General features: G+C 68.7%; 12 protein-coding genes, 1 tRNA gene and 2 rRNA genes (1 of these 15 only partly in view). 13 read left to right on the forward strand and 2 right to left on the reverse strand.

Translation table 11 applies throughout. The features are described 5' to 3' along the window. Positions 1-586: ribosomal RNA gene (locus tag ACSP50_RS00750) — 23S ribosomal RNA — on the forward strand; it begins 2488 nt to the left of the window's first position. 105 nt (positions 587-691) lie between these two features. Then, positions 692-808: ribosomal RNA gene (gene rrf, locus ACSP50_RS00755) — 5S ribosomal RNA — on the forward strand. Positions 809-942: 134 nt separating this feature from the next. Here the strand turns inward: rrf and ACSP50_RS00760 are convergent. After that, positions 943-1989 (reverse strand): phytase, encoded by a 1047-nt coding sequence (locus ACSP50_RS00760; protein ID WP_043510599.1) that lies wholly within the window; start codon positions 1987-1989, stop codon positions 943-945. Between the two features lie 163 nt (positions 1990-2152). On the opposite strand from ACSP50_RS00760, the gene ACSP50_RS00765 reads away from it, so the two are divergent. Further along, positions 2153-2803, forward strand: a complete 651-nt coding sequence (locus tag ACSP50_RS00765) for a hypothetical protein (protein ID WP_014687238.1) — start codon at positions 2153-2155, stop codon at positions 2801-2803. Here ACSP50_RS00765 and ACSP50_RS00770 read toward each other — a convergent pair. After that, a complete protein-coding gene (locus ACSP50_RS00770; RefSeq protein WP_197688112.1) occupies positions 2794-4128 on the reverse strand; it encodes a serine/threonine-protein kinase in 1335 nt (444 codons plus the stop codon). The genes ACSP50_RS00765 and ACSP50_RS00770 overlap by 10 nt on opposite strands. Positions 4129-4168: 40 nt before the next feature. On the opposite strand from ACSP50_RS00770, the gene ACSP50_RS00775 reads away from it, so the two are divergent. From ACSP50_RS00775 to ACSP50_RS00825, 10 genes are all read left to right on the forward strand, one after another. Continuing rightward, positions 4169-4717, forward strand: a complete 549-nt coding sequence (locus ACSP50_RS00775; protein WP_014687240.1) for an RNA polymerase sigma factor — start codon at positions 4169-4171, stop codon at positions 4715-4717. Positions 4718-4809: 92 nt separating this feature from the next. Beyond that, a tRNA-Lys gene (locus tag ACSP50_RS00780) sits at positions 4810-4884 on the forward strand. A gap of 382 nt (positions 4885-5266) precedes the next feature. Next, positions 5267-6445, forward strand: a complete 1179-nt coding sequence (locus ACSP50_RS00785; RefSeq protein ID WP_231956830.1) for a site-specific integrase — start codon at positions 5267-5269, stop codon at positions 6443-6445. A 711-nt stretch (positions 6446-7156) separates the two neighbouring features. Next, the gene (locus tag ACSP50_RS00795) at positions 7157-8110 is read left to right on the forward strand and encodes a metal ABC transporter substrate-binding protein (RefSeq protein ID WP_014687242.1); all 954 of its coding nucleotides are present in this window, start codon (positions 7157-7159) and stop codon (positions 8108-8110) included. A gap of 1 nt (position 8111) precedes the next feature. After that, positions 8112-8864 (forward strand): metal ABC transporter ATP-binding protein, encoded by a 753-nt coding sequence (locus tag ACSP50_RS00800; protein ID WP_014687243.1) that lies wholly within the window; start codon positions 8112-8114, stop codon positions 8862-8864. Further along, positions 8861-9751: a metal ABC transporter permease gene (locus tag ACSP50_RS00805; RefSeq protein ID WP_014687244.1), complete on the forward strand. Its 891-nt coding sequence runs from the start codon at positions 8861-8863 to the stop codon at positions 9749-9751. Before ACSP50_RS00800 ends, ACSP50_RS00805 begins: the two co-directional genes overlap by 4 nt. Beyond that, entirely contained in the window at positions 9735-10586 is an 852-nt protein-coding gene (locus ACSP50_RS00810; RefSeq protein WP_014687245.1) for a metal ABC transporter permease, read from the forward strand. The genes ACSP50_RS00805 and ACSP50_RS00810 overlap by 17 nt, the downstream gene beginning before the upstream one ends. After that, on the forward strand, positions 10583-10882 hold the full coding sequence (locus ACSP50_RS00815; protein ID WP_014687246.1) for a metalloregulator ArsR/SmtB family transcription factor: 300 nt from the start codon (positions 10583-10585) through the stop codon (positions 10880-10882). The genes ACSP50_RS00810 and ACSP50_RS00815 overlap by 4 nt, the downstream gene beginning before the upstream one ends. Positions 10883-11173: 291 nt before the next feature. After that, on the forward strand, positions 11174-12175 hold the full coding sequence (locus ACSP50_RS00820; RefSeq protein WP_014687247.1) for a permease: 1002 nt from the start codon (positions 11174-11176) through the stop codon (positions 12173-12175). Continuing rightward, positions 12172-12891 carry a TIGR03943 family protein gene (locus tag ACSP50_RS00825; RefSeq protein ID WP_043510604.1) on the forward strand — a complete coding sequence of 240 codons (720 nt, stop codon included), beginning with the start codon at positions 12172-12174 and terminating at the stop codon, positions 12889-12891. Before ACSP50_RS00820 ends, ACSP50_RS00825 begins: the two co-directional genes overlap by 4 nt. Positions 12892-12898: the final 7 nt, after the last annotated feature.

The raw sequence follows: 12898 nt of genomic DNA on the forward strand, positions 1-12898 counted from the left end.
GTGTTGAGTGTAAGTGCATAAGGGAGCTTGACTGTGAGACTGACGGGTCGAGCAGGGACGAAAGTCGGGACTAGTGATCCGGCACTTGCGTGTGGAAGCGGTGTCGCTCAACGGATAAAAGGTACCCCGGGGATAACAGGCTGATCTTCCCCAAGAGTCCATATCGACGGGATGGTTTGGCACCTCGATGTCGGCTCGTCGCATCCTGGGGCTGTAGCAGGTCCCAAGGGTTGGGCTGTTCGCCCATTAAAGCGGTACGCGAGCTGGGTTTAGAACGTCGTGAGACAGTTCGGTCCCTATCCGCCGTGCGCGTTGGATACTTGAGAAGGGCTGTCCCTAGTACGAGAGGACCGGGACGGACGAACCTCTGGTGTGCCAGTTGTTCTGCCAAGAGCACGGCTGGTTGGCTACGTTCGGAAGGGATAACCGCTGAAAGCATCTAAGCGGGAAGCTCGCTTCGAGATGAGGTATCCCACCACCTTGAGTGGGTAAGGCTCCCAGCTAGACTACTGGGTTGATAGGCCGGAGATGTAAGCACGGTAACGTGTTGAGTTGACCGGTACTAATAGGCCGAGGGCTTAACCACACCAAACTTTATGCTCGATATGCGTCCACTGTGTGATTCACAGCAAACGAACAACCACCCCGGTTCAAGACTGCCGGGTTGCTGGTTTGTTCTGCTGATGGCTGTTTCGGTGGTCATAGCGGAGGGGAAACGCCCGGTTACATTCCGAACCCGGTAGCTAAGCCCTCCAGCGCCGATGGTACTGCACTCGGGAGGGTGTGGGAGAGTAGGACGCCGCCGGACTCAACTTCAGAAGAGGCCCACCCCTGACGGGGTGGGCCTCTTCTTTTTTGTATCCACGGACAGGCGGAAAAGCGCCCCCACGTCGGCTTGCGGCCGAGGCGGAGGCGCTTTTCGACGTACCGGGTAATCGGGTTTTAGAACGTGGTGATCTGCAGGTTGCGCCAGTCGAGGAACTTGAAGTCGGTGCTGGCGCGGTCGTTGGTCGTGATGTTCTCGCCGTGGGGGAGGACCAGGAGACCCTTCGGGTAACCCGGCAGGGATACCGACGCGGTGGTGTCGCATGGTTTCCCGGCGTCGAGGGCCCAGGGGAGGCTCCTGGACGGGCCGGTTCGGGGGAGGCTCCTGAAGGCGACGGTTCGCGGCAGGCTGCTGGAGGGGACGATCCGCGGAATGCTGCTGAACGTGCCGCCGGTCAGGGGGATCCGCCAGAGGGCGACATCTTCCTGAGCGGCATAGAGGACGCCCGCCTCGGCGTCGACGACCAGGCCCTCGATCTGCGGGCCCTGGCCCGGTTCCGCGCACGGTGACCAGGTGCCGCCGTCCGGGAGGCGGAACGAGCTCGGCAGGTCCAGGGTGTCTGAGGTGCGGTAGGTGACCCGGCCTTGCCGCTCTTCCAGGCGGAAGAGGCCGAGGCGGGTGGTGCGCCGGCGGCTGACCACCGCGTACCGGCCGTAGGTGGCCAGGCCGTAGCCGGTTGCCTGCGCCCGGACCTCGGCCTGGTCTCGGGAGAACAGCAGTGGGGCGTCAGCCGACGTGACATCGGTGAGGCCGCTCGCGCCGATCCGGTAGACGCGCAGCCGGTCCAGTCCGCGGTCGGTGACGACGGCCAGGTCCACCTTCTGCCCGGCTAGGCGGAAGCCGGAGACGATGTCGACGTTGCTGAACCGGCCGCCGTCCGGCGTGGCGATCGACTGCACCTCGCGCCCGGTCAGGTCGGACACCCGTAGACCGCCGTTCCTGGCGGTGCCGATGACCAGGCTGCCGGTCCGGTTCGCCGGATCGACCCAGACAGCCGCGTCGTCGGTGTCGCCGTTGCCCCCGGGGTCGTCGTCGTGCAGCGCCGCGGTCTCCGCCTCGGCGGTGATCTCGCGAGCCGGGCGCCGCTCCGAAGCGAACGCCGGGGTGCCGGCGGCCAGCGTGGTCAGGGCCACGAGCGCGGCGATTCCGGAAGTACGTTGCATGAGCAGGAAGGATTCCCGATCTACCCGTCCATCGGGTGGCCGGAGATTGAACAGGGCACCGAGTCGTTATCCAGTCGTTACATAAATCCCAGAACCGGGGCCGGAAACGGCGCATCGCACCCTATGACAGCGACACAGAGAGCTCTGAGGAAGAGGAACACGGATGCGACGCACCATCGCCACGCTGACCGCGGTCGCCGGGCTGTCCCTGGCCCTGACCGGGTGCACCCGGAAGCCGGACGTCGTCAGCGGGGAAGCGGCGCCGATCGGCGGAATCGTCTCGGCGACCACGACGCCGCCTCCGGCCGCCGCCGGGAGCCCCACCACCACTACGCCCACCACCAAGCCGGCCGTCCGCGTCGTCTCGACCGGCAACACCGATCCGGCGCCGGCCAAGCGGCTCATCCTCGGTCCCGACGGCCTGAGCGCCCTGAAGATCGGCATGACGGCGCAGGACGCCCTGGCCACCGGGATGATCGTCGGATATCACGCGAGTACGGCGTGCACCACGTCCCACCTCAAAGGCCACGACGACGCCGTCGTCCAGCACTCGCCCGGGAAAGGGATCATCGCGATCTCCGCGTACGGCGACATCCGTACTCCGGAGGGCATCCACCTCGGCAGCACACTGGAAGAGGTGATGAAGGCGTACGGCAAACGCTTCAAGCCCAGCGAAGTCGACGGCACCGTGCAGAGCCGGACGGGACGCGCCTGGGCAACCTCCACCGACCTGGTCAACTACCGCTTCTTCGTCAAGAAGGACAAGGTCGTCGAACTGGAGGTGGAGCACGCGCACCAGGACTGTTACGAGTGAGCGGCGCGCAGCGTGCGGAGCAACTCGTCGGTGCGGTCGCGGGGGCCGTCCTGACGGATCTGCAGGTAGGCGCCGCGGCCGCCGGGGGCGGTCAGCAACACCTCGCTGAATGACACCGCGGTGCCGGAGCAGCTCGTCCAGCGGCGCACCTGGCCGGTCAAGCCGTCGACCGACACCGGGCGGGGCGGCTGCTCCGTGCAGGCCCGGTGCCGGGGCAGGGTGGTGGCGACCAACCGGCCTGTCCAGTCACCGGCGCCGGCCAGCACCGCGGGAGTGATGGCGGCCGGGTCCCGCAGGTCGGCGCCGACCTGCAGACCGGGCCAGTGCGCGGCGGGCAGGCCCAGCGACGCCGGATCCCAGCCGCTGTCGCGCATCTGGTGGGCCCACGACGACGGCACCGCGACGGAGATCGCACGGGCGGCGTCACCCACCCGGGTCCAACCGGGCGGGGTGGCGTCCGGGAGAGTCGCGGCGGTGGTGCAGGCGAGGGCGGCCAGGGCCAACGACGTACCGGCGAATCGGGCGAAGGACCGCAGCGGACGGCGCCGCCCGGAAAGATCCAACGCCGAGGCGAAGGCCTCGGCCGACGGGAACCGGCGGTCGCGGTCGGTGCTGAGCGCGCGCAGCACCGCCCGATCGACCTGCCGCGGGATCCCCGGCCGCAGCCGGGACGGAGCGGCGCCGCGGCCCTCCAACGGCGTCCTGCCGGTCAGCATCTGATACGTCAACGCGCCGATCGCGTGGACGTCGGCGCGCACGTCCAGGCCGCCACCGGGCCGGCTCTGCTCCGGCGCCATGTAACCGGGAGTGCCGGCCACCACGGTGAAACCCGAAGCCTGGGCGATCTCCTTGGCCAGGCCCAGGTCGGCGACCAGCACCCGCTCGTGACCCCGGACCGTGTCGAAGAGCACATTGGACGGCTTCAGGTCGCGATGCAGGACGCCCGAATGGTGCAGGACGGTCACCGCGTCGGCGATCGCCACCGCGGTCCGCAGCGCGGCGCCCAGCGGCATCGGGCCCGCCTCCAGCCGGTCGGCGAGCGTGCCACCACCGGCATAGGTCATCACCTGATACGGCCGGCCGTCCGCAAGCTCACCGAAATCGTGCACCCGGACCAGCCGCTCCGAATCGGCCCGGCGCAGTACCTGCGCCTCCTGCTCGAAACGGGCCCGCACATCCGGATGGTGCGCCCAGTTCTCCGCCAGCACCTTGATCGCGACGTACGACTCGAGCACGTCGTCCTCGGCCAGCCATACGGTGGCGAACGCGCCCGAGCCGAGACGGCGCGTCACTCGATATCGACCGATCATGATAGGTGCGGGCACGATCGTATTATGAGCATCGAAGTCACGGGGGGAATCAGCGGTGCGTGAAGAGGAACAGGAAGACCTCTCCCGGCGCGCGGCCGCCGGCGACCGGGCGGCACTCGAATCGCTGCTCGGCCTGATCCAGCCGTCGGTGCTGCGGCGCTGCGCCCGGTTCCTGCCCTGCTACCAGGACGCCGAGGAAGCCTGCCAGGACGTGCTGATGCAGGTCGCGCGCAACATCGCCGGTTTCGAGGGCCGCTCCAAATTCAGCACCTGGCTGCACGTGATCATCGCAAACAGCTCCCGGCAGACCTACCGGATGCTCAAGCGGCGGGCCGCCGAACAGTCCCACGACGAGACCCCGATCGACGTCGCCGACCCGCGCACCACCAGCGTGATCGCCGGCTCCCGGCTCGACCTGCTGGACGCCCTGGAACGCCTGGAGAACCGCCGCGCCGAACTCGTCGCGCCGATGGTGCTGCGGGACATCTGCCAGCTCGACTACCGGGAGATCGCGGAACACCTGGGTATTCCGGAAGGAACCGTGAAATCCCGGATCCACCAGGCCCGCAGCGACGTGCGGGGGTTTCTGCTGGCCGGCCTCTGAGCGGGTGGGCGTACACCATGAAGGGGCCGAAAGGCGTTGAGGTGGGTATCGCGTAGGCTTCGTTCGCTTTGCCAGGTACTCTGTCACCCTGCGGGCTGCTAGCTCAATGGCAGAGCTGAGGACTTTTAATCCTTAGGTTCCGGGTTCGAGTCCCGGGCGGCCCACCAGGTTCCACCAGCACGAACGTCCGGGCGTCATAGTCCGCTGGTGGGCGGTGTGGGGCGGTGTGGGGCACGGTCGTGCCTCACCTGGCTCTGCTTGGTGGTGGCCGCTGGGGCTCGGGCCGGATCTTGAGGTTGGAAGTTCTTACTCGTCAAGGAGTTAGAACGTGTTCAATCCAAGGTGTCGTGGAGCGTGGTGCGTTGCGGGTCGACGCTCGACCCGTGATCTTTCCTGCCTGCGTGGTGGGTCGTCATAATGGCTGCTACCAGCAACGGGACGGTGTTTGCGCGGTGTGCGTGCCGGTCGGCAGAGACGGGCAAGCAGTTGGGCGCCCGGTGTCCGCGCCTTGGTCAGGTGGGGCACGGCCGCTGGTATATCGACGCGCACGTGCCTGGCGCTGATGGCCGGCAGAAGCGGCTGCGCCGGGGCGGATTCTCGTCGAGGGCTGAAGCTGAGCGGGGGCTGGCCGAGGTTCTGGAGTTGCCGGGGCCGGAGGCGATGGCGGAGACGTGGACGGTGAAGCGGTGGCTGGAGTTCTGGCTGTCGCAGATCGAGGACCGGGTGCGGCCGTCGACGGTGCGGGCGTATCGGTCGGTGACGTACCGGCATCTGGTCCCGTGGTTGGGCCGGTATCGGGTGGCGGAGCTGGACGGGCGCCGCGGTGCGAAGTTGGTTCAGCGGGCGGTCGATGGGATCGGCCGGCAGGAGAAGCGCGACGGTGACCTGGTGGCGGCGAGCACGGTGCACCGCGTTGTCGCGGTGCTGCGCAGTGCGTTGAGCGAGGCGCGTCGCCAAGGCCTGGTGTCGTCGAACGCGGCGTGGCGATTGCGGCTGCCGACCGGTGCCCGGCCGCAGGCGGTGGCGTGGACGCGGGAGAGGGAGGCGTTGTGGCGGGCTACCGGGGCCCGGCCGAGGGTCGCGGTGTGGGACGTGGAGAACGTCGCGAAGTTCCTGGAAGCGGTCGAGGGTGATCCGCTGTTCCCGCTGTGGTGGCTGGTCGCGCTGCGCGGGCTGCGCCGCGGTGAGGTGGCTGCGCTGCGGGCCATGGACCTGAACGCCGAGTTTCGGGAGCTGAGCGTCGAGCGGCAGCTGCTGATCGTGGATGGCAAGGTGCGCTTGGGGCCGCCGAAGTCGGCGGCCGGGGTGCGGGTTTTGGCGTTGGACGAGTTCACCAACCAGTTGCTGCGCCAGCACCGTGACCGGCAGCAAGCTCGGTTCGCCGGCACTGACCGGAATCCGCGCAGATACTTATTCACACACGCGGACGGGCGGCCGGTCCGGCCGGACTGGCTCACCCACCGCTTTCACGCACTGGTTGCCGAGTTCGGGTTGCCGCCGGTCCGGTTCCATGATCTGCGGCACGGCGCCGCGAGTTTGGCGGGTGCGGCGGGTGTCGAGCTGAAGGTGATTCAGCATGATCTCGGGCATTCCAGCGCGGTGACCACGGCGGACACGTACTGGACAGTGTTCCGGGAGTTGGCCGATCGGGCGGTGGCTGCGACGGCAGGGCTACTGCGCACGCACGCTCGGATCCGGCTGAATCTAGGCGCCGCTTCGCAGGCCTGATGTGCCGGGCCGGATTGGGTGGCAGCCGCCACTGAACGGCGGCGTGCGAGGCTCCCCGGCGGTCGCCCGCCGTGGCCTAGCTCGGGGTTCATCGAAAGGCGCTCCGGTGGCGTGGATCATCGCGGTCCGGAGCGCCTTCCGGTGTCGACACGGTGCAAGCACCGCCCAGGTCGGTGGTCACTGATACGTAACTCCCCGCCCTTTGATGCCAGAGCGTGCGCCGCACCCGTGGCTGGCACGCCGCCACCGGCCTGTGGATCTCCATCGGCCTGCTCTTCCTGTCCGCGACCGCGATCCGCAGGGAGATGCCACGCATCACCACCTGCGGGTCGCGACCGGTCTCACTGCCGGCGATCGCCACGGCAAGTTCGGCGAGCAGCGGGGATCGCCGCCCGCGTGGGCCGGCTGCCGAGAGCACCGCCCAACGGGTTCTGGCCGTCATCTTGGCCGAGGTCACTGTTGTTGAACCGGCAGCGCCGCACCGCCCGCGTTGATGAGCGCCGTCGGGCCGACGGTGGTGAGGCAACCGCATCCCGTTCGGGCGAGTTGGCCACATCTGCAACATCGTCGAGTAGATCGACCGGCTGCTGGACCTACTGGCCGGGATTGGGTGACCGCTCGCCGGCGGATGAACTGATAGTCATGTCGCTATTAGACGATAGTTATTGAAAACGATTATCGTTCTGCTCCTCAGTGAGAGGAGTGGAATCAATGACATTCAGGCACCCCTTGCTTTGGCTCGCGTCCCTGACCGCCGCGGCGACCGTCCTGGCCGGCTGCGGCTCCGGCGGCGACGCCGCAGCTGCCCCGGCCGGCTCCGGCGGCAAGCCGCTGCCGGTCGTCGCCACCACGCCGGAGGTCACCGACTTCGTCCGCGCCATCGGCGGCAGCGACGTCACCGTCACCCAGATCATCAAGGTCGGCGTCGACCCCCACGAGTACGAGCCCACGCCCGCCGACATCCAGGCCATCAGTGCCGCGAAGGTAGTGGTCAAGAACGGCGTCGGCCTCGAGCGGTGGCTGGACCAGACCATCGCGTCGGCCGGCTTCACCGGGGCCGTGGTCGACTCCAGCCACGGCGTCGCGCTGCGCAAGGGGGACCCGGGCGACGCAGAGATGGCCGACGGTGACCCGCACATTTGGCACAACCCGCAAAACGCCAAGATCATGGTGACCAACATCGAGAAGGCCCTCGCTGCGGCCGACCCCGCCCGCGCCGAGACGTTCGCCGAGAACCTCGCCGGCTACTGCGCCAAGCTGGACAAGCTTGACGCCGACAACCAGGCCGCCTTCGCCACGCTGCCCCCCGCCGACCGCAAACTGGTCACCAACCACGACGCGTTCGGCTACTACGTCGACCGCTACCAGCTGCAGTTCGTCGGCTCGGTCATCCCCAGCATGGACACCTCCGCCGAACTGTCGGCGCAGCAGCTCACCGACCTGGTCGCCAAGATCAAAGCGACCGGCACCAAGGCGATCTTCACGGAGAGCTCGCTGCCGCCCAAGACCGCCGAGGCCATCGCCACGCAGACCGGCGTGAAGATCGTCGCCGGACAGGATGCCCTGTACGGCGACAGCCTCGGCGCCGACGGCACCCCGCAAGGCACCTACCTCGGTGCCGAGCAGCACAACACCCAGGTCATCGTCTCCGCGCTGGCCGGCTGACATGACCGCGGCATTCACGTACTCCCAGGTGAGCATCGGCTACCAGGGCACCCCGGTGCTCACCCACGTCGACCTGACCCTCGCGCCCGGCCAGCGCCTCGCGCTGGTCGGCCCGAACGGGGCCGGCAAATCCACCCTGATCAAGTCGATGCTCGGCCTGGTCCCCGTGCTGGGCGGTGCCGTCACCGTGCTCGGCGACAGCCCGGCCGCGGCCCGGGGCCGGGCCGGATACGTGCCGCAGACCGACACCCTCGACGCCGACTTCCCGGTCAGCGTCCGGCAGGTCGTCATGATGGGCCGCTACCGTCGGATCGGCTGGTGGCGCCCGGCCGGCAGATACGACCGGCAGGCGGTGGCCGACGCCCTCGAGCAGGTAGGCCTGCCTGACCGGGCCGCTCACCGCTTCGGCACGCTCTCCGGTGGGCAGCGCCAGCGGGTGTTGCTCGCCCGCGCCATCGCGGCTGAGCCGCGGCTGCTGCTGCTCGACGAGCCCTTCAACGGCGTCGACGCGGTCAGCCAGGACGCGATCGTGCGGGTGCTGCGCGAGTTGTCTGCGGGCGGCGCCGCTCTGGTGTTCAGCACCCACGACTTGCAGGTGGCACGCGACCTCGCCGATCAGGTCTGTCTGATCAACGGCCGGCAGTGGGCCGCCGGGGCGCCCGCTAAGACACTGACCGCCGACAACCTGCGACGTACGTACGCCGGGAGCGCCATCGATCTGGCCGACGGCCGGATGGTGCTGGTGGAACCATGATCGAACCGTTCGCCGCACCGTTCATGGCCCGCGCTCTCACGGAGATCGCGCTGCTGGCGTTGATCTGCGGACCGGTCAGTGTCTTCGTGTTCGCCCGCCGGCTGTCGTTCGTCTCCGACGCCCTGACCCACACGATCTTCCCCGGTGTGGTCGTCGGGTTCCTGGCCGGCGGCATCGAGGGGCTGTTCGCCGGTGCGCTGGTCGCCGGGGTCGTCACCGCGCTCGTGCTGACCCTGCTGACCCGCGGCGGGCGGATCTCCGATGACGCGGCCACGGCCGTGGTGCTCACCGCGATGTTCTCGATCGGGGTGGCCCTGGTTTCGCGCCGAGCGTCGTACACCGCGGACCTGACCTCGTTTCTGTTCGGCCGGTTGCTGACTGTCTCGCCGCGGCAGATCGCCGAGACCGCGGTCTTGGTCGTCGTCGTGCTGGCGGCGCTGCTGATCGGCGCCCGGGCGCTGCTGTTTCGCACCTTCGACCCGGCCGGAGCCGCCGCGGCGGGTTTCCGGGTCGGCTGGCTCGACCTGGGGCTCAACATCCTGGTAGCGCTGGTGGTGGTCGCGGCGGTTCGGGCGGTCGGCACCATCCTCGTGGTCGCGCTGCTGATCGTCCCGGCGGCGGCCGGTCGCATGGTCACCGACCGGCTGGTCGCGATGGCCATCCTCGGCACCGTGCTGGTCCTGGGTGCCGGCTATGGCGGACTGTGGCTGAGCTGGACCGCCTCCATGGACTACGGCGTGTCCCTGACCGCCGCCTCGGCCGTGGTGCTGCTGCTGGTCGCGGCGTACTGCCTGCTGATCCCCGTCCGCTGGATCCGTGATCGCCGCCGTCGGCGTCACGTGCCCCTTCCGAGGCAGAGGAGTGCCGCGCATGAGCTGGTGGGCTGACGCCCTGCACCGGGCGACCGCAGAGGTGATCCTGGTCGGCGCGCTGGCCGGCCTGATCGGGGTGCAGGTGGTGCTGCGCCGGCTGTCGTTCTTCACCATGGCCCTGACCCACGCCACGTTCCCCGGCGTGGTCGCGGCCTCCATCATCGGAGTCAACATCCTGGCCGGCGGTGCCGTGGCCGGGGCAGCCGTCGCGCTCGGCGTGGCGGCGCTGACCAGCCGCCGCGGCCAGGACGCCGCGGCCGCCACCGGGGTCGTACTGTCGGCCGGCTTCGCTCTTGGCGCCGCGCTGGTCGCAACCCAAAACGGGTTCAGCCGCGACCTGTCCGCGTTCCTGGTCGGCTCGATCCTCACCGTCACCACCGCGGACCTGATCACCACACTGGTCGCGCTCGTCGTCGTGGCGCTTGTCCTGGCGGTGTTCGCCCGCCCGCTGCTGCTGGTCGGCTTCGACCGCACCGGCGCTCAGGCGGCTGGCCTGTCGACCGGGACCTGGGACCTGGTATTGCTGCTGAGCATCGAGCTCGTCGTGGTGACGCTGGTACCCGCGGCCGGCACGATCCTGGCCTTGTCGCTGATCGTGGCGCCCGCCGCGGCGGCCCGGCTGTGGACCGACCGCCTACCGGTGATGACCGTGCTCGCCGTCGGGTTCGCCGCCGGCAGCGGACTGGCCGGACTGTGGGCCTCCGGCCGGTTCGACATCGCCGCCGGCGCGAGCATCTCGCTTACCGCAACCGCCATCCTGCTGATCTCCTGGACGGCCACCCGCCTGCGCCCGGCCGCGCAACGAGCCACCGCCCATCGTGCCGGGTCCACGAAACCGGTGCGGGCATGACCGCGCGGCCGGCGGTCAGCGAGACCGCCCTGCACCGAGCGGCGGCGGCGATGCGCGGCATGGCTTACGAGCACCGCCTGCATATCCTGGTCATACTGCGCGACGGCGAGGCGACCCCGACACAGCTGGCGGCCGCCCTCGCGGTGCACACCACAGTCGTCGCGCATCACCTGCGTCACCTCGCCGATGCGCGTCTGGTCCGACGCCGGCGGCGGGGCCAGCGGGTGCTCTACTCGCTGCCCGACGAGGCGACCAACCGCCTGGTGGCCGAGGTCCTGCGCTACGCCCGCGAATGAGCGGGCACCGGCGGATAAGCCGAAGCGCTGTCAGGTTGCACGCTCACGCTGCCCGCCTGCCCAGCGACGACGAAGCCACAAAGATATGCACTGTTGGGCATATGAGCAATTGTTGAATCATTTACCGATGACCTCTCTGGAGTGCAGGGGTCATTGTCAAATCCGCAAAGGAAGGTATTTTATATTGCCGTTCCGGGCCGATTCCGGCGTACGCAGGGAGCCGATTCATTGAGTTCGTCGGAGCACACCGTGACCACGTCTGACGTTGACAGTCACGAGCACCCCCGACCGATGTCCGAGCCTGCCGGGCAAAGCGAGGTCCCGCAGCCGGGCCGCCGTAGGGAGGCAGGGATCGGCTCGCTGGAAGTCCTCGCCGGCCTGCTAATCGTGTTGGTGCTGGTGCGCGGGAAGCTGTCCGGTCTGCTCACCGGGCCGGGGTTGCAGACCTGGGCGACGGTGTTCGTCTCGGTGCTGGTGCAGGCTGTCCCGTTTCTGGTGTTCGGGGTGGTGCTGTCTGCAGTCATCGCGGTGTTCGTGCCGCGAAGTTTCTGGGCTCGGGCGTTGCCGAGTCATCCGGCGCTGGCAGTGCCGGCGGCCGGTGTGGCCGGTGTGATTCTGCCGGGGTGTGAGTGTGGCAGTGTGCCGATCGCCGGGTCGCTGATTCGGCGCGGGGTCACCCCGGCGGCCGCGCTGGCGTTCCTGCTCGCGGCGCCGGCAATCAATCCGATCGTGTTGACCGCGACGGTGATCGCGTTCCCGGGGAGGCCGCAGATGGCCGTGGCTCGCGGGGTGGCCAGCCTTGTCGTGGCGGTTGCGGTGGGCTGGCTGTGGCTGCGGCTGGGCAAGACGGAGTGGATCAAGTTGCCGCACCGGCCGGACCTCGACGACAGCTCCAGGTCGCGGGCGTTCTGGGCGGCGTGCCGGCACGACATCATGCACGCCGGCGGGTTCCTGGTGCTGGGCGCGGCGGCGGCCGCCACTATCAATGTCGTCGTTCCGGCCTCGTGGTTGCAGTCGTTGGCCGGTAATCCGGTGGTTTCGGTGATTGCTTTGGCGACTTTGGCGGTGTTGTTGTCGATTTGCAGTGAGGCGGACGCGTTCGTGGCGGCGTCGCTGACGCAGTTCTCGCTGACCTCGCGGCTGGTGTTCCTGGTGGTCGGGCCGATGGTGGACTTGAAGTTGATCTCGATGCAGGCCGGGGTTTTCGGCCGCCGCTTCGCGTTCCGGTTCGCGCCGGCCACGTTCGTTGCGGCGATGCTGGTCGGTACCGGCTTCGGATTGGTGTTGCTGTGAACCGCATGTCCCAGGCGGTGATCATGCTGTTGTTCGGCGGCGCGATCACCAGGGCCACCCTGACCGACGTGTTCCTGCGCTACGTCAAGGAGGGCTTGCGGCCATTCCTGCTGGTCGCCGGTATCTTGCTGGTCGCGGCCGCGGTCATGACGCTGTGGCACGAGTGGCGGCCTGGCGGTGACGGCCACCATGACGACGGGCACGGCCATGGGCAGCATGAGCCGGCCGTCGGCTGGCTGCTGATTCTGCCGGTCCTGGCCATACTGCTGATCTCTCCTCCGGCGCTGGGTTCCTACACCGCCAAGCAGGCGGGCAGCGTCAGCGTGCAACCGGACACCACATCGGACTATCCGCCGCTGCCCGCGGGGGAGCCGGTGACGGTCAATCTGCTCGACTACGCTTCCCGCGCGATCTTCGACAAAGGTAAGAGCCTGGCCGGGCGCACCGTGCGGATGACCGGGTTCATCACCCCGGACGCGGCAGGCAAGCCGATGCTGACCCGCATCGTGCTGATCTGCTGCGCCGCGGACGGCCAGCCGATCAAGGTGGGACTCACCGGCGGCACCCCGATCGACGCGCCCGCCGACACGTGGGTCGAGATTATCGGCGTCTACAGCACGCAGACCGGCACGGACCCGGTGAACAAGGCCCCCATCGCGTACGTCGAGGTGAAGAGCTGGCAGCAAATCGCACAACCCAAGCAGCCGTACGCATGAGCAGCGC

The organism is Actinoplanes sp. SE50/110, from assembly GCF_900119315.1.
GTDB lineage: Bacteria > Actinomycetota > Actinomycetes > Mycobacteriales > Micromonosporaceae > Actinoplanes.

Bases quoted from the DNA above. Each gene is read 5' to 3' on its own strand.
- ACSP50_RS00760 (WP_043510599.1), bottom strand. From the start codon at position 1,989: ATGCAACGTACTTCCGGAATCGCCGCGCTCGTGGCCCTGACCACGCTG.
- ACSP50_RS00765 (WP_014687238.1), top strand. From the start codon at position 2,153: ATGCGACGCACCATCGCCACGCTGACCGCGGTCGCCGGGCTGTCCCTG.
- ACSP50_RS00795 (WP_014687242.1), top strand. From the start codon at position 7,157: ATGACATTCAGGCACCCCTTGCTTTGGCTCGCGTCCCTGACCGCCGCG.
- ACSP50_RS00800 (WP_014687243.1), top strand. From the start codon at position 8,112: ATGACCGCGGCATTCACGTACTCCCAGGTGAGCATCGGCTACCAGGGC.
- ACSP50_RS00805 (WP_014687244.1), top strand. From the start codon at position 8,861: ATGATCGAACCGTTCGCCGCACCGTTCATGGCCCGCGCTCTCACGGAG.
- ACSP50_RS00810 (WP_014687245.1), top strand. From the start codon at position 9,735: ATGAGCTGGTGGGCTGACGCCCTGCACCGGGCGACCGCAGAGGTGATC.
- ACSP50_RS00815 (WP_014687246.1), top strand. From the start codon at position 10,583: ATGACCGCGCGGCCGGCGGTCAGCGAGACCGCCCTGCACCGAGCGGCG.
- ACSP50_RS00820 (WP_014687247.1), top strand. From the start codon at position 11,174: ATGTCCGAGCCTGCCGGGCAAAGCGAGGTCCCGCAGCCGGGCCGCCGT.